General features: G+C 63.0%; 12 protein-coding genes. 1 reads left to right on the top strand and 11 read right to left on the bottom strand.

The window, feature by feature from the left end; genetic code table 11:
• Positions 1-113: 113 nt before the first annotated feature.
• The 11 genes from P3C50_RS07095 to glnE form a co-directional block, all read right to left on the bottom strand.
• Complete coding sequence (locus tag P3C50_RS07095) at positions 114-1,190, bottom strand: polysaccharide pyruvyl transferase family protein (protein ID WP_275545465.1); 1,077 nt, start codon at positions 1,188-1,190, stop codon at positions 114-116.
• A 2-nt stretch (positions 1,191-1,192) separates the two neighbouring features.
• Positions 1,193-2,968 (bottom strand): carbamoyltransferase, encoded by a 1,776-nt coding sequence (locus P3C50_RS07100; RefSeq protein WP_275545466.1) that lies wholly within the window; start codon positions 2,966-2,968, stop codon positions 1,193-1,195.
• Between the two features lie 76 nt (positions 2,969-3,044).
• Positions 3,045-4,472, bottom strand: a complete 1,428-nt coding sequence (locus P3C50_RS07105) for a lipopolysaccharide kinase InaA family protein (RefSeq protein ID WP_275545467.1) — start codon at positions 4,470-4,472, stop codon at positions 3,045-3,047.
• Positions 4,469-5,218 carry a lipopolysaccharide kinase InaA family protein gene (locus P3C50_RS07110; protein WP_275545468.1) on the bottom strand — a complete coding sequence of 250 codons (750 nt, stop codon included), beginning with the start codon at positions 5,216-5,218 and terminating at the stop codon, positions 4,469-4,471. The genes P3C50_RS07105 and P3C50_RS07110 overlap by 4 nt, the downstream gene beginning before the upstream one ends.
• Positions 5,215-5,952 (bottom strand): lipopolysaccharide kinase InaA family protein, encoded by a 738-nt coding sequence (locus P3C50_RS07115; RefSeq protein ID WP_275545469.1) that lies wholly within the window; start codon positions 5,950-5,952, stop codon positions 5,215-5,217. Before P3C50_RS07115 ends, P3C50_RS07110 begins: the two co-directional genes overlap by 4 nt.
• Positions 5,949-6,776, bottom strand: coding sequence for a lipopolysaccharide core heptose(I) kinase RfaP (rfaP, locus tag P3C50_RS07120; RefSeq protein ID WP_275545470.1), 828 nt, complete (start codon positions 6,774-6,776; stop codon positions 5,949-5,951). The genes P3C50_RS07115 and rfaP overlap by 4 nt, the downstream gene beginning before the upstream one ends.
• A 133-nt stretch (positions 6,777-6,909) precedes the next feature.
• Positions 6,910-8,034, bottom strand: coding sequence for a glycosyltransferase family 4 protein (locus P3C50_RS07125; protein WP_275545471.1), 1,125 nt, complete (start codon positions 8,032-8,034; stop codon positions 6,910-6,912).
• Positions 8,035-8,043: 9 nt separating this feature from the next.
• Positions 8,044-9,048 (bottom strand): lipopolysaccharide heptosyltransferase RfaC, encoded by a 1,005-nt coding sequence (gene rfaC / locus P3C50_RS07130; RefSeq protein WP_275545472.1) that lies wholly within the window; start codon positions 9,046-9,048, stop codon positions 8,044-8,046.
• A gap of 1 nt (position 9,049) precedes the next feature.
• Entirely contained in the window at positions 9,050-10,093 is a 1,044-nt protein-coding gene (waaF, locus tag P3C50_RS07135; RefSeq protein WP_275545473.1) for a lipopolysaccharide heptosyltransferase II, read from the bottom strand.
• Between the two features lie 203 nt (positions 10,094-10,296).
• Entirely contained in the window at positions 10,297-11,220 is a 924-nt protein-coding gene (locus P3C50_RS07140) for a branched-chain amino acid transaminase (protein ID WP_013713797.1), read from the bottom strand.
• A 64-nt stretch (positions 11,221-11,284) separates the two neighbouring features.
• On the bottom strand, positions 11,285-14,227 hold the full coding sequence (glnE, locus tag P3C50_RS07145) for a bifunctional [glutamate--ammonia ligase]-adenylyl-L-tyrosine phosphorylase/[glutamate--ammonia-ligase] adenylyltransferase (RefSeq protein WP_275545474.1): 2,943 nt from the start codon (positions 14,225-14,227) through the stop codon (positions 11,285-11,287).
• 272 nt (positions 14,228-14,499) lie between these two features.
• On the opposite strand from glnE, the gene aceE reads away from it, so the two are divergent.
• On the top strand, positions 14,500-17,145 hold the full coding sequence (aceE, locus tag P3C50_RS07150; protein ID WP_197856999.1) for a pyruvate dehydrogenase (acetyl-transferring), homodimeric type: 2,646 nt from the start codon (positions 14,500-14,502) through the stop codon (positions 17,143-17,145).
• The last annotated feature ends 5 nt before the right edge of the window (positions 17,146-17,150 follow it).

Raw genomic sequence — 17,150 nt, forward strand, 5'->3', positions numbered from 1 at the left:
ACCTTAACTGTCGGAGGCAAGGTTTTTCAGCTAGTTCAATTTTTTCTGATGGCCGGCAATAAGTCGACCTTGACTGATAAGTCATCTACGTCTATGTGGCATTGCCCTGAACATTAAGCAGCTTCACGGCGACTCCTGGCTACTTGCGCCATGGCCGCAAACATCTCCCGGGCCTGGACGCGGGCTTCTTGCAGGAGGCGCTCGATGTGCGCCTGCTCCATCTCGCTGAAAGCGATGGCGCGAGCGTCGGAAACAGCATTTTCGTATGACAGACGAAGGCGACCGCTCAAGCCGACCTGTGCCAGCAGAGCCTCGATCTTGTGAGTATTGGAAGGAATGGCGTAGAAAGGAGTACCGGTGACCAGGCACAAGGTAACTAGGTGAAAACGCCCGGTGATTACGCCCTCGGAACGCCGCAGCAAAGCCAGGAAGCGCTTGGGAGACAGCACGGCGTAACGCCAGCGCAGCTTGTCTATCCGCGAGTTTGGCAAGTCGGCGGGGTAGCGATGCAAATAACTGGCGGCCATACGACGGTAAGCCTTCAGCCGCTTGCGCAGATTCTTGCGCAAGTACATATCGAAACCTTTGCCCAGTTGCAGCGGAGCGACTGTACGGATGCTGACATAACGCAGTTGAGTATTGGCACGACTAACGCGCCATGCCTCACGCAAGCGCTCGGTTATGACGCTTCCATTGATCAACAGGCCCCGCCGGGGGGACGCACCTGCCTTGTATTCATAGGAGAGAGTCAAGTCCGGAACCACATCGGCCGCGACACCAAGCTCGCCCAGCGCCGCCTGACTCAGAACGTCGCGGACGAAAACCCGGGTAAAACAAGGCGCATCGGCATTGAGCCGATCATTGTTCTGCCAAACCGAATTGATCAGAAAACACGGCACCTCATGTTCTTTGCAGTAGCGCGCCAGCGCCCCGTAACGCAGGGCCAGCGGCGCATCGTCGTGCATGGTGCCTTCGCCGTTGACCAGGCATATATCGGCAGCGCGGATGTCGGCTTGCAACTGCTCGTCTGTTTGCCAGTCGTGATACATCGGGCAGGAACGCAAAATATCCATGCCAGCCTGTTCGGCCAGCGTGTAGATCTGCTGCATCACCAAATGGCAGCCGTGATGGCCCTCTGAAGACGTGTCGTTGAACAACAACGCCTTCAACCTTGCCTGACTGCCAGCCAACCCTAAGACTCCACGCTGCCGGACAGATCACTGTTCGGCGCAACGACGCCATCCTTGACCACCAGAATGTCTTCCATGATCAGGTACTGCAGATCCGAGCCGAAGAACATGTTCAGGGCGTCGGTCGGCGAGCAGATCATCGGTTCGCCACGGCGGTTCAACGAGGTGTTCAGGGAGACGCCGTTGCCGGTGAGCTTTTCCAGCTCCAGCATCAGGTCGTACCAGCGCGGGTTGTATTCGCGCTTGAGGACCTGGGCGCGGGAGGTGCCGTCTTCGTGGACGACCTCGCTGACACGCTCCTTCCACTCATCGTTGACCTCGAAGGTGAAGGTCATGAACGGGCTCGGGTGATCGACCTTGAGCATCTGCGGCGCTACGGTGTCGAGCATCGACGGGCAGAAGGGTCTCCAGCGCTCGCGGAACTTGATCTGTTCGTTGATGCGGTCGGCCACGCCGGGGATGCTCGGGCACCCAATGATCGAACGACCGCCCAGGGCGCGCGGACCGAATTCCATGCGGCCCTGGAACCAGGCTACGGGGTTGCCATCGACCATGATCTGCGCGATGCGCTGCGGCATGTCGTCGATCTTCTGCCATTTCGGCGCATTAGGGTGGCGCGCGCAAGCGGCAATCACGTCTTCATTGGAATATGCCGGGCCTAGGTAGACGTGCTCCATTTTCTCCACCGGCACGCCGCGCTTGTGGGACACGTAGGCAGCGGCACCAACCGAAGTACCGGCATCACCCGAGGCAGGTTGAACGAAAAGCTCCTTGACCTCGGGCCGGGCGATGATCTTCTGGTTGAGCTTGACGTTCAGCGCACAACCACCCGCGAAGGCGATCTTGCCAGTTTCGCGGATGATGTCACCCAGGTAGTAATCCATCATCTCCAGCGCCAGTTTCTCGAACAGCGCCTGCATGCTGGCGGCGTAGTGGATGTAGGGATCGTCGGCGATATCGCCTTCACGCTTGGGCCCCAGCCACTCGATCAGTTTGGGCGAGAAGTAGAAGCCCTTGCCCTTTTCCTTGTGGCGGCGCAGGCCGATGACGTTGGCGTAGTCGGTGTTGATCACCAGCTCGCCGTTCTCGAACTTGGCCAGGCGGGAAAAATCGTACTTGCTGGCATCGCCATAGGGCGCCATGCCCATGACCTTGAACTCGCCATCGAGCATTTCGAAACCGAGGAACTCGGTGACCGCGCCATACAGGCCGCCCAGGGAATCCGGGTCGTAGAATTCCTTGATCTTGTGGATGCGACCGTTTTCGCCATAACCGAAGAAGGTGGTGGCGTACTCGCCCTTGCCGTCGATCCCGAGGATGGCGGTCTTCTCGGTGAAGCCCGAGCAGTGGTAGGCGCTGGCGGCGTGGGCCAGGTGATGCTCGACCGGCTCGATCTTGACCTTCTTGGCGTCGAAACCCAGTTGCTCCAGGCACCAGACGATCTTCTTACGATAGCGCTTGTAACGACGGTTACCCATGAGAATGGCGTCGAGGGCGCGATCCGGTGCGTACCAGTAGCGCTTGGCGTAGTGCCAACGCGCCTTGCCAAACAGGCTGATGGGGGCGAAGGGGATCGCTACCACGTCGACGTCGGAGGGCTTGATACCGGCCTGCTCCAGGCAGAACTTGGCCGACTCGTAGGGCATGCGATTCTTCGCGTGCTTGTCACGCACGAAGCGCTCTTCTTCCGCCGCTGCAATCAACTTGCCGTCGATGTACAACGCCGCGGAAGGGTCATGACTGAGGGCGCCGGACAGGCCAAGAATCGTCAATGCCACGGATAAAGCCTCTTAACGCGGCTGTCTGACTCGACAGCCGATACGGTTTGATTTCGCTGAGCCTCCGTCGGAGGGCTCAAATAAGTGTTGGCAGGCGCCGATCGAGCTCACGGTAAAGAGCGCTGTCGGCCGACCAGTTGCGCAGCAGGCGCGCACGGTCACGTGCATAGGCAGCCTTGAAGCTGCTGGCCTGGCCATGGTACTGCATGGCATCCAGATCGATCAGCGCCCAGCGGCCGTCCTGCCAGAGGATATTGCTACCTTTGCAGTCACCATGGCTGATGCGCTCGCGCAGCAGGGCCGCAAACAAGGCCTCCAGGGCCTGCAAATCCGCCTCGGGCGGCAGCCCGTCCGCCCCGCAGGGCGCGAAACGGGCGATTATATCCATACCCGGCGCGTGTTCGGTAATCAGATAGGCCTGGCGGCGCAGCCACAGGGTACGTCGTTCGAGCACGGCCAGCGGTCTGGGCGTGGCGATACCGAGGAAATCCAGGCGATTACCCTCGCACCAGCTGTGCCAGGCGCGACTAGGCCGCCAGAAGCGTCGTAGCCAATGACTGAAGCCCTTGATGTTGTAACGTTTGATGACTAGTTGCCGGCCGCCCTGCTCAATGCGCGCAACGGTCGAGGAGCCGCCCAGCTTGAGCGGCTCGCCAGCCTCTATCGCCGCATCGGGATCGGCCAGGATGGGCGCCAGCGCCGCGTCCTCTTCACGCCTCACTACTTGCAGACGCGACGGGCCGCGCCAGACACGAAAAGCCGTGCACTCTCGCTGAATCTTGGCCATGAAAGTATGCAGGCGCAGCCCACGTGCCTTGGCCACCGCCTTGAGCAGAGCCTCAAGTGGCAGTGCATGTTCGCCGTTGACCAGCAGGTAGTGCACCAACAACTCCTCGATAAAGTCATCGATGGCTCGGGGAAACAGCGCGAAGAACAACCCCAGGTTTTCCAGCACGCGGTCTCGGGAGAGGGCCTGCCCGGGCGTCTCGGCGCGAATACCGCCGCCATCGATGAGAAGCAGTCGGCCGTCATGGCGCAGCAGGTTGTCCAGGTGCAGGTCCTCCTGCCACAAGCCTCGACGATGCAGCTCACCGATAACGCCAAGCGCCTCACCCAGTACCTGCTGCTGCGCATCGCTCAGCCAGGCTTCGTCGGCGACGGCCTGCCAGTCATCCGCCAGGCTACGCGCGCCCTCCAGGAACTCGAACAGCAGCCAGCCGCCGCCTGCTGCGACACCGTGATCGAGCAGCAACGGCGTGCACAACCCCTGCTCCGCCAACAACTGGGCACCTTGCAGCTCCCGCGCAAAATGTCGCTCAGCCTTGCTGCCAACCAATAACTTGGCGAGCACGTTGCGCCCTTGCCATTGCGCCTCGCCGACATAACGCTGCCCCGGCAACACACGCAGCAGACTGTGCAACTGGAGTGACTCACCGCCCGGCAGATCGATCGACAGCGGCAGCGCAGGATTACGCCCCGCCTCGTTGAGGAGAACCAGTTTCATTGGCGTTGGGCCTTGTCCTTCAAACGCGCCGCAAGACGCTGCGACCAATGATCAAGATGCTGCCCACTGCCCAGATAGGCGGTCAGGAAGCCCAGGTGATCCGCTTCATTCCAGGGATTGGCGCGGCGTAGCAACGGTTCGAGATCCTTGACCCTGTCCCGCTCGCCGAGAAACAGCGGCCGGGTCTTTTCCAGGTCGATCAGTTGCGCCGCAAAACCATCATCTCGTGGCTGCAGGAAGATGTGCTTGGGATAGAAACAGCCATGCACCTGACCCTTTTCGTGCACCCGGCGAGCCAGCAGACCACAGGCGCTGACGATCGCCTGGCGCTGCTCGGCTGCGAGCTGGCGCCACTCGGGCAGCCAGCTGTCAAGGTCGCGCCAGCCATCCAGGGCACGGGTCAGCAGCACGGCTCGGCGCTCACCATTTATGCGCCGCTCGGCGTAGAACGCGGCGCTCATGGCCGGGATACCCAGGCGCTGATAGCGGCGAATGTTGCGAAGCTCTCGCGCCAGGGTCGGCTCACCCCAGGGGCGCTCCAGGCTGTGGGTCAGGTAATTGCTCTGGCGCTTGAGGTAATAGCCATGGCCTTCGAGGTCGAGCCGATAGACCGTGCTCCAGCCGCCGCGCGGCGCCTTGTTGGGTTCGTCGACCGCATGCAGTTCGAGCGCCCAGAGCGCCTCGAAACTGGCCAGTCCATGACGCTCGAGCAGCGTTTGATCATCGCTGTCGATGAAGTCCTTCATTCTCTTCCCTCGAAGTACCGCACGATCTGCCTGATACGTTGCTTGTCGCTGTCGCTGAGCCGGTCGCGACCTCGATACTGCAGGTAGAAGCGCAGGCGCTGCGTATGTGACAGATGATACTTGGCCACTTTATCGAGGCAGGCAAGGTCCTTGACGATGCGTCGGCGCAAAAAAGGCCCCCACCAGAACGCCCCGGTCGGGCAGTCGATCAAATACAGACGGCGATGCTCATCGACCAGCAAATTGCGCCACTTCAGGTCGTTATGGGCGAAATGGTGATCATGCAGGATGCGCGTGGCGCGAGCCAGCTGAGAGCTGACATCCTCAACCCAGGCCCGATCACGCAGACGCGCATCGCCAGAGGAGGCGAGCCGCCACATGTCTGAGGTATCGACCAACTCCTGAGTAATCAGCGCGCCCCGGTGAAAGGCCGCGCCCTTACGCTCCAACCCATAGGCGGCAATGGGCGCGGTAGGAATACCCCAGGCCGCGAAGTGCTTGAGATTCTGCCACTCGGCCTTGACCCGCGGCCGGCCGATGAAGCGCCGGGCGCCCTTGCCGGCACCGTGGTAGCGCTTGACGTAATAACGCAGCCCACCGAGCTCGACGCGAATGACGTCCGATAGCGGGTCATGGGTGATGGCCTCGCCCTGCAAAGCGAAGACCGCATCCAGCGACGCGAATGCCCTGGCTGCCTCGGGTGTAGTCAAGGCGGTGACGCGCCACTGACTCATGCTTCACCTTCTTTTTCGTACTTGCGTACATAACGCGCGCGCAGCCGGTCGGCCTTGCCCTGCAGCCAGCGCAGCAACGCGGCCTCGTCCTGCAGGATCTGGCGCAATGGGCGGCTGTCGACGACGCCGAAATAACCCTTGAGAAAGCGCAGCAGATCGCGCCGGGTCAGGCCAATGCCCAACGCGGAGAAATACAGCCCGGCCAGGTCCTTGTCGCGCCAGCGTCGCGGCACGGCATCACGCACCTGCGCCCGATGCAGATCGATTATCGACAGCCGGAAATCATCAGCGTCGAAGGGTTTGTCGGTATGCAGGAGAAAATGACATATATAACAGTCCCGGTGATTCACGCCGGCGGCATGCATGCGTCCGGTCATTTGCGCGACCCGGCGGATGAGCGCCCGTTTCAACCCGGGTGCTGGCGGCTGAGCGTGCCAGTTCAGCGTTAACTGCTCAAGATCGACAGTGGGCGCCAGCTCTTCGGTGACGATGAAGGAATGTTGCTGCGCCGGATTGCTGCCACGCTCGCCATAGGCCACCGCAGTCATGGTCGACACACCCGCTTCGCTCAGACGCTGGATGGCCTTCCACTCCTGACCAGCGCCCAGAACTGGCAGTCGGGCCGTGACCAGGTTCTTGAGAATTTCACCCCAGCCAATCCCTCGATGAATTTTGACGAAGTAGCCTTTGCCGTCCACCTCGGTGCGCAGCGTTCGGCGCGCCTCAAGCTCGCGGTAGACCTGCCCCTGCAGGCCCTCGACTTCCTCAAAGGCATCCTTGCCGGCCCATAGGGACTTGAATGGTTCAGCAAGAATCAGCTGCATAAGCCTCCCTGTAGGCGCTGCGCCCTCATGATGAATACGGCAAACAGCGCAAGTCGGGCGGAGCGACCACCGTTGCCTCGCACCGAGAAGGGTGCGCCCAAATGGTCGATACCACCCGCAGTAGCTAACATGCTCACGCGCGCTTCTCCGCCAGGATCACGTCGGCGGCCTTCTTCGGCATCGAATACAGGTCGGCACTGTCGGCATAGGCCAGGCCGTTGCGCCCCCAGAGCGCACGACGCTGCGGGTCGGCGAGCATATCGGCCAGGGTGCGGTTGAGTTGCTCCTGCTCGAAGGGGCCGGGCAGGACTCTGCCGCAATCGGCATCGGCGATGTAGTGGGCGTAGCCGCAGACGTCGGTGACCAGCACCGGCAGGCCGGAAACCAGCGCCTCCAGCAGCACGGTGCCGGTGTTTTCGTTGTAGGCCGGGTGGATCAGCAGATCGGCGCCGAGCAAGAAGCGCGGAATGTCACTGCGCCCCTTGAGAATCTGCACCTGGTCGCTCAAGCCCAGCGCCTTGACCTGCAGAAGAAAGGGCTTGGGATCGTCCTGGCCGATGGCGATCAGCCGGGTGCGCTTGCGCAGCTCACGCGGCAGGGATGCCAGGGCCTTGAGGCTGCGATCCAGGCCCTTGGTCTTGAAGCCGGAGCCGATCTGCACCAGCAGCAGGTCATCATCACTCAGCTTGAACTCACGGCGGAACTCGGCGCGAATCTCGCCAGCATTGGCCAGCGCGCGCCGGTCCTGAGCGATGCCTGGCGGCAGCAGATGGAAGCGCTGCAGCGGAGTCTTGTAGTGCTTGATGAACAGTGGCTGCTGCACTTCGGAAATCATCAGGATCTCGGTCTTCGACTCCGGCGCGAACACCGCGCGCTCGTACTCGGCGAAATGCTTGTAGCGCCCCCAGCGACGGTAGATCGGGTTGCGCAGGGTCTGCGCCTTGTCCTCGAAGCAGCCGTCGGCGGCGTAGTAGACGTCCAGGCCCGGCATCTTGTTGAAGCCGATTACCCGGTCGACCGGGTCGCGCTTCAGATCGGCTTGCAGCCAGGCGCTGAATTTCTCATTGCGACGGTGGTTGAACAGCGCACGCACCGGCGCCACGCGTACATCGAAGCCGCCGGGGTTTTCCCCTTCCCAGATCGGCGTGTAGACGCGAATGGCGTGGCCACGCGCCTGGCATTCCAGGGCGATGCGCATGAAATCGCGCTGCAGCCCACCAAACGGGAAGTATTTGTAGAGAACGAAGGCCAGTTGCATAGCCGCTCCTTAAAGGGTGCCGGGAGGCGCAAGCAACAGCGCCTCCAGTTCCAGACCGACGCGCTCGGCGCCGAGGCCATCGAAGCAGGGCTTGTCACGGTCACCGCTGCCGGCGCCCGGGCCACTGGCACACAGATGAATCTGGCTACGGCCGTAGGCGCCCACCTTGCCGGGCAAGGTCGGGCCGTAGAGGGAAATGTTCGGTACATCCAGCGCCGCGGCCAAGTGGCCGAGCCCGGTGTCGACGGAGACGCAGGCGCTGGCACCGGCAATCACCTTGGCCACACCGGCCAGGCTCAGCTTCGGCAGCACGGCGGCATGCGTCAGGCCGGCAGCGATGCGCTCGGCGCGCGCCTTCTCCGTCTCATTGCCCCAAGGCAGGCGCACGGCCCAGCCCAGCTTGTCCATGCGCTCGGCCAGCGCACGCCAGTCGGATTCCGGCCAGTGCTTGCTGGCCCAGGTGGTGCCATGCAGGAACACCAGATAGGGCTGCGCGCTAGCGTCCATCATCGCCGCACGGTTCAGTCCGTAGTCACCGCTACCGGACGGCAGCGTATATCCCAACGCCTTGGCGAACAGCTGACGTACGCGCTCCAGGGCGTGCTGATCCCTGGGCACCGCATAGCGGCGATCATAGAAGCGACTGGCCAGCGGCTCACGCGCCGAATCACGATCCAGACCGGCCACTGGCGCCGACACGTAACGCGTCAGCCAGGCACTCTTGAGCAGGCCCTGGGCGTCGATCACCAGGTCGTAGCGGGTTTCGCGCAGACGCTGCTTGAAGCGCGCCCATTCGCCAATGCGCCAGGTGCGCAGCGGATGCTTGCGCCAACGGCGGATAGCCACCGGAATCACCTGGGACACCGCCGGATGCCAGGCGGGAATCTCGGCGAAGCCTTCTTCCACCACCCAGTCGAAGCGGATGCCGGGAATGGCACGCGCGGCATCGGTCAGTGCCGGCAGGGTATGCACCACGTCACCGAGCGACGAGGTCTTGATGATCAGCACCCGCAAATCAGTCGCCCTCGACCAGGGTCAAGGTCTCGCCGACCAGCCGATCCAGCGCTTCGATCACCGGGCGCGGCTTGAGCTCGCGCAGACAGTTGTAGTGACCAAAACGGCAGGTGCGCTCGAAACAGGGGCTGCACTCCAGCCCCAGGCGAACAATCTCGACGCGGTCGGCCAGCGGCGGGGTGAAGCCCGGCGAAGTGGAGCCGTAGACTGCCACCAGCGGTCGATTCAGCGCCGCCGCCACGTGCATCAGCCCGGAGTCGTTGGAAACAACGGCGGTGGCCGCCGACATCAGGTCGATGGCCTCGGCCAGACTGGTCTGCCCGGACAGGTTGCTGACTTCCTCGCGCAGGCCCGGAATCAGGCGCATACGAATGTCTTCACCGCCGGCATGGTCGTTCTTCGAGCCGAACAGCCAGACCTGCCAACCCTCGCGAATCTTGATCTCGGCGACCTTGGCATAGTGCTCGGCCGGCCAGCGTTTGGCCTCGCCGAACTCCGCGCCAGGGCACAACGCGAGCACCGGACGATCCAGCTGCAGGCCGAACTTGGCCAAGGCAGCCGCACGGCTGGACTCATCGATCTGCAAACGCGGCTGTGGATAAGGCTGCGGCAACAGAGCACCGGGCTCATAGGCAAGCGCCATGAAGCGTTCGATCATCAGCGGGTAGCGTTCTTTGTCCAACGTGCGGATGTCGTTGAGCAGGCCGTAGCGCATCTCGCCCTTCCAGCCGGTGCGCTTGGGAATACCGGCGAACCAGGGCACCAGCGCGGACTTCAGCGAGTTGGGCAGCAGGATGGCCTGATCGTACTGACCGGCCAGCGACTTGCCGATACGCCGGCGCGTGGCCAGATCGAGAACGCCATGGCCGAGCGGCAGGCTCAGCGCGGCGCGCACCTCGGGCATGCGCTCAAGGATCGGCCGACTCCAGTCCGGCGCCAGCACGTCGATCTCGCACTCGGGATGGCGCTGTTTCAGGCACTGGAACAGTGTCTGCGCCATCACCATGTCGCCCACCCAGCTAGGGCCGATGATCAGTATTTTCATGCCTTATCCAAAAACAACCGGGGAGGCTCAGAGCCCACCTGCAATCCTCTGCGCGTCGGTCATGCGTCGTTGCAAAAGGGCCTCGGGCGTTCATTTACCGCAGTAAACTCACGCCCTCGCCCCTGTTGCGCCTAGCCTGACTCTAGCTCGCAAGATTGCCGGCAGACTCTTGAGGCCTCCCCGTCGAGCCTTCGAGGATTCGCTTACTTGACCAGCGTACGCCATTCGGCGTGGCCGCTGGTCTTGCCGGTGACCAGGTCGAAGTAGGCCTTCTGCAGCTTTTCGGTCACCGGGCCACGGCGGCCGGCGCCGATCTTGCGGCCATCGACTTCGCGGATCGGCGTAACTTCGGCGGCGGTGCCGGTGAAGAACGCCTCGTCAGCGATGTACACCTCGTCACGGGTGATGCGCTTCTCGACCACCTTGATGCCGTGCTCTTCGGCCAGGGTCAGGATGGTGCTGCGGGTGATGCCGTTGAGGCAGGAGGTCACCTCCGGGGTGTACACGACGCCGTCCTTGACCAGGAAGATGTTCTCGCCCGAACCCTCGGCCACATAGCCTTCCGGGTCCAGCAGCATGGCCTCGTCGGCGCCGCCGGAGATGGCTTCCTGCAGGGCCAGCATCGAGTTGATGTAGTTGCCGTTGGCCTTGGCGCGGGTCATGGCGATGTTGACGTGGTGGCGGGTGTAGGAACTGGTGCGCACCTTGATGCCGGCTTCCAGCGCCTCTTCGCCCATGTAGGCGCCCCAGTGCCAGGCGGCGACGATCACGTGCACCTTCAAGCCGGCGGCGCGCAGGCCCATGCCTTCGCTGCCGAAGAACACCATCGGGCGCAGGTAGGCGCTTTCCAGACCGTTCTCGCGTACGGCGGCGCGCTGGGCTTCGTTGATCTCTTCCTTGGAGAAAGGAATCTGCATGTTGAAGATATGCGCGGAGTCGAACAGGCGATCGGTGTGCGCCTGCAGGCGGAAGATCGCGGTGCCGTCCGGGGTGTTGTAGGCACGCACACCCTCGAACACGCCCATGCCGTAGTGCAGGGTGTGGGTCAGCACATGGGTGTTGGCTTCGCGCCACGGCACCAGTTTGCCGTCGTACCAGATCACGCCATCACGGTCGGACATCGACATCTTGCCTGCTCCTCAAATTCGCTTCACGGTTCGCACAAATAAGATGGGGCCGCAGCCCCGTCATTCAACTCAGTCCCAACTCGCGCCACAGGCGCATCACAGCGCGGCGTTCATCCTGGAACTGATCTCCGGGCACCATTCCAGGCTGCTTCTGCAGCGCCTGGCGATGGGCCGCCGAGCGGTAATTCTTGTAGACCTCTCGCAGCAACGCGGCGTCCTCAGCGCTCATCAGACCGACCCGCTCCAGACCTTCTAGAATGCGGATGTTATCGGTGAACTCGAGTAGCTGCGGGTGTTGCCACGACCAGGCCAGGGCCGCGTATTGCACCATAAATTCGATATCGACGATACCACCGGCGTCCTGCTTCAGATCGAAGGAGGACGAGGCTTCGAAGGCATTCGGCGCCGTTCCGGCCGCGGTCTTCTTGTTGCCAAGGTTGTCGCGCATCTTCGCGCGCATCTCGCTGACCTCGACGCGCAGCGCCTCGACATCACGCTGGCGCCCCAGCACTTCAGCGCGCACCCGGGCGAACTCGCCGGCCAGACGCGAGCATCCCACCAGCACCCGCGCGCGCACCAACGCCTGATGCTCCCAGGTCCAGGCCCCGCTCTCCTGATAGCGCTGGAAGGCGCCAAGCGAGCTGACCAGCAGCCCGGCTGCGCCCGATGGTCGCAGGCGCATATCCACCTCGTACAAGGCGCCGGAAGTGGTCTGGGTGGTTAGCAGATGGATGATGCGTTGGCCCAGGCGGGTGAAGAACTGCGCACCGTCGATGGGTTTGGCACCATCGGTCTCGGCCTGCGGATCGCCGTCATGGATGAACACCAGATCCAGGTCCGAGCCGTGGCCGAACTCCAGGCCGCCAACCTTGCCGTAGCCGACGATGATGAAGTCCGGGTCGCACGGCGTACCGTCTGCACGGAAGGGCCGACCATGACGCTGCACCGTATGCTGCCAGGCCAGCGCCAGCACCTGGTCGAGAATCGCCTCGGCCAGCCAGGTCAGGTAATCCGACACTTTCATCAAGGGCAGCGTGCCGGCGATCTCCGAGGCGGCGACGCGCAGGCTGTGCGCCAGCTTGAAATGACGCAGCGCCTCCATCTGCTGCTCCAGGTCCTCCTCGGGAATGCGCACCAGCCGCTCGCGCAACTCGGCCGCCAGCTCCGGCGCCAGCGGCGGCGAATAAAGGCGCCCCTCGTTGAGTAGCTCATCGAGCAACAGCGGGTAGCGGGCGATCTGCTCGGCGATCCAGGGGCTGGCGGCGCAAAGCGTGATCAATCGTTCCAGCGCCCCCGGATTTTCGGTCAGAAGCACCAGATAAGCCGAGCGCCGCGCCACCTTTTCCACCAACGGCAGCACCCGCTCAAGCACCAGGTCCGGCGCGTCGTGCTCCACCGTCTGCGCCAGCAGACGCGGAATGAAGGCATCCAGACGCTCGCGCCCCAGACGCTGCATGGCACGAACCTGCGGCCCGTTGCGCAGATCGGCGAGACGCCGACTGGCCGTGACTGCGTCGGCGAAGCCCGCCTCCTGCAACTGCAGCGCGGCGGCCTCCTCGTCCAGTGCACCTTGCCACAAAGGCAACCATTCGGCGCCGACGCAGGCCTCGCCTGCCTGCGACTCATCCTCGTCAGGATCGGCGATCACCTGCTGAAAATGCCATTCGATGCGGCCACGCCAATGCATCAGGCGCTCGTGAAAGCTCGTCCAGTCGGCAAAGCCCATGATCGCCGCCACCCGCGCCTGATCCTGCGGATCGGCCGGCAGCATCTGCGTCTGCCGGTCACCGATGCCCTGCAGGGCATGCTCGGCGTAACGCAGGAACTCGTAACCTTCCTTCATCTCCGCGACCACTGTTGGCGGCAGGTAGCCCTGCCCTTCCAGGGTCGCCAGCACCTTGAGCAGCGGCCGCTGCTGCAGGCTGAGGTCGCGCCCGCCGTGGATCAGCTGAAACGCCTGGGCGATGAACTCGATCTCGCGGATACCGCCGGCACCGAGCTTGATGTTCTCGCTCATGCCTTTGCGCCGCACTTCCTGCTGGATCAGCAGCTTCATCGCGCGCAGCGCCTCGATGGCGGAAAAATCCAGATAGCGGCGATAGACGAAGGGCCGCAGCATTTCCAGCAGCTCGGCGCCGGCCTCCTGGTCGCCGCCCACCACGCGCGCCTTGATCATCGCGTAGCGCTCCCAGTCGCGCCCCTGGTCCTGGTAGTACTGCTCCAGCGCATTGAAGCTGAATACCAGCGCACCGCTGGAGCCGTAAGGGCGCAAACGCATGTCGGTGCGGAACACGAACCCATCCACGGTGATCGCATCCAGCGCCTTGATCAGTTTCTGCCCAAGGCGGATGAAGAACTCCTGATTATCCAGCGGGCGCTTGACGCCCTCGGTCTCGCCGCCCTCGGGATAACCGAAGATGAGGTCGATATCCGAAGACAGATTGAGCTCGTGCGCGCCGAGCTTGCCCATGCCGAGAATGACCATGTGCTGCGCCTGGCCAGTTCGTCGCCCGACCGGCGTGCCGAACTGCGTGCAGTGGCGTGGATAGAGCCAGTGATAGGCCAGGTCGATACAGGCATCAGCGAGATCAGAGAGATCGCGACAGGTTTCCGCCAACGCCGCCTGGCGACTGAAGTCGCGCCAGATGATGCGCAACTGCTGACGGTTGCGGAAACGCCGCAGACAGCGGCCCAGCGCGTCTTCGTCGCCACACTCGGCCAGCTGCGCCTCCAACTGCTGACGCAGTTCGCCTGGCGCCAGGCTGCGCTCCAGCTCGCCCGACTCGGCCAGCGCGACGAACATCTGCGGGTCACGCTGAGCCTGCTCGGCAACGAAATCGCTCAGGGCCGTCACCTGCCGCCAGGCATCGCGTCGTGCCTGCGGCCAGACGGCAACGCTATCGGCCAGCCCCTCATGCTCGACCAACGCTCCTTGTAGTGAGTGTTCGGCTCGCTCGGCCAGGGGGATCAGGGAAGGGGGCAACTCGACCAGCGACGGCAGGCTCATGGTCTATCCTTTTTGGCGGACTGCCGGACGCATGGCGCAAATGCCCGGAGCCCCGTTCCTGCGGGGCACGTGCGGCCGGCGGTGCCGCGGATTGTAGTTTTACTACGAAAGAATTGTATCCAGAGGGCTGAATCCGCCGTCGAAATGTAGTAAAACTACATACGGCCGGTCCTACCCCCGGTAAATCCAAGAATTTCAACTCGCCCGCCCAAAAAGCCGGCGAGACTCAACTGGCCTCCGATTCTGGAAGCCTTTCCGCCCTGGAGCAAGCCATGCAAGACCTCGATCCGATCGAAACCCAGGAATGGCTGGACGCCCTTGAATCCGTCCTCGACCGTGAGGGTGAAGACCGTGCCCATTACCTGATGACCCGTCTGGGCGAGCTGGCCACCCGTAGCGGTGCGCAACTGCCCTACGCGATCACCACGCCCTACCGCAACAGCATCCCGGTTACCCATGAAGCTCGCATGCCCGGCGACCTGTTCATGGAACGCCGCATCCGTTCGCTGGTGCGCTGGAACGCCCTGGCCATGGTGATGCGCACCAACCTGGACGACCCGGACCTGGGCGGCCACATTTCCAGCTTCGCCTCCTCCGCGACGCTGTATGACATCGGCTTCAACTACTTCTTCCAGGCCCCGACCGAAGAACACGGCGGCGACCTGGTGTTCTATCAGGGTCATGCGAGCCCTGGCGTCTACGCCCGCGCCTTCATGGAAGGTCGCCTCAGCGAAGACCAGATGAAGAACTTCCGCCGCGAAGTCGACGGCAAGGGCCTGTCGTCCTACCCGCACCCGTGGCTGATGCCGGATTTCTGGCAGTTCCCGACCGTATCCATGGGCCTCGGTCCGATCCAGGCGATCTACCAGGCGCGCTTCATGAAGTACCTGGAAGCGCGCGGCTTCATTCCGGCCGGCAAGCAGAAAGTCTGGTGCTTCATGGGCGACGGCGAGTGCGACGAGCCGGAATCCCTCGGCGCCATCTCCCTGGCTGGTCGCGAGAAGCTGGACAACCTGATCTTCGTCATCAACTGCAACCTGCAGCGCCTCGACGGCCCGGTACGCGGCAACGGCAAGATCATCCAGGAACTCGAAGGCGTGTTCCGCGGTGCCCAGTGGAACGTCAACAAGGTCGTTTGGGGACGCTTCTGGGATCCGCTGTTCGCCAAGGACAAGGACGGCGCCCTGCAGCGTCGCATGGACGAAGTGGTCGACGGTGAATACCAGAACTACAAGGCCAAAGACGGCGCCTACGTTCGCGAAAACTTCTTCAACAGCCCGGAGCTCAAGGAGATGGTCAAGGACCTCTCCGACGACGAGATCTGGAAACTCAACCGTGGCGGCCACGACCCGTACAAGGTCTACGCGGCCTACCACCAGGCCGTGAACCATAGCGGCCAGCCGACCGTGATCCTGGCCAAGACCATCAAGGGCTACGGCACTGGCGCCGGTGAAGCGAAGAACACCGCGCACAACACCAAGAAGGTCGATGTCGACAGCCTGCGTCAGTTCCGCGACCGCTTCGATATCCCGGTCAAGGACGAGGACCTGGAAAACCTGCCGTTCGTGCGCCCGGAGCCGGGCAGCCCGGAGTACAAGTACCTGCACGAGCGCCGCAACGCGCTGGGTGGCTTCGTACCGCAGCGTCGCCAGCAGAGCTTCAGCATCCCCACCCCGCCGCTGGATACCCTCAAGGCCATCCTCGACGGCTCGGGCGACCGCGAAATCTCCACCACCATGGCCTTCGTGCGTATCCTCGCGCAGCTGGTCAAGGACAAGGAACTCGGCCAGCGCATCGTCCCGATCATTCCGGACGAAGCCCGTACCTTCGGTATGGAAGGCATGTTCCGTCAGCTCGGCATCTACTCTTCGGTCGGCCAGCTGTACGAGCCGGTCGATAAAGACCAGGTGATGTTCTACAAAGAGGACAAGAAAGGTCAGATCCTCGAGGAAGGCATCAACGAAGCGGGCGCCATGAGCTCCTTCATCGCCGCCGGTACTTCGTACTCCTGCCACAACCAGCCGATGCTGCCGTTCTACATCTTCTACTCGATGTTCGGCTTCCAGCGTATCGGTGATCTGGCCTGGGCCGCTGGCGACAGCCGCACCCGCGGCTTCCTGATCGGCGGTACCGCCGGCCGTACCACCCTCAACGGTGAAGGCCTGCAGCACGAAGACGGTCATAGCCACATGTTGGCAGCGACCATCCCCAACTGCCGCACCTACGACCCGACCTACGGCTACGAGCTCGCCGTGATCATCCGCGAAGGCATTCGCCAGATGGCCGAAGAGCAGCAGGACATCTTCTACTACATCACCGTGATGAACGAGTCGTACCAGCAGCCGGCCATGCCGGAAGGCGTGGAAGACGGCATCATCAAGGGCATGTACCTGCTCGAGGAAGACAAGAAGGAAGCCGCGCACCACGTGCAACTGCTGGGTTCCGGCACCATCCTGCGCGAAGTCCGCGAAGCGGCGAAGATCCTGCGCGACGAGTACAACATCGCTGCCGATGTCTGGAGCGTCACCAGCTTCAACGAACTGCGTCGCGACGGCCTGGCCGTGGAGCGCCGCAACCGTCTGCACCCGGGTCAGAAGCCGCAGCAGACCTACATCGAGCAGTGCCTGGGCGGTCGCAAGGGCCCGGTCATCGCTTCCACCGACTACATGAAGCTGTTCGCCGAACAGGTTCGTCAGTGGGTACCGAGCAAGGAATACAAGGTGCTGGGCACCGACGGCTTCGGCCGCAGCGACAGCCGCAAGCAGCTGCGTCACTTCTTCGAAGTGGATCGCAACTGGGTCGTGCTGGCCACGCTGGAAGCCCTGGTCGACCGCGGCGAGATCGAGGCCAAGGTGCTGGCTGACGCCATCACCAAGTTCGGCATCGACGCCGACAAAGCCAACCCCCTGGACTGCTAAGGAGC

The organism is Pseudomonas sp. Marseille-Q0931, assembly GCF_940789645.1.
Classification (GTDB): domain Bacteria; phylum Pseudomonadota; class Gammaproteobacteria; order Pseudomonadales; family Pseudomonadaceae; genus Aquipseudomonas.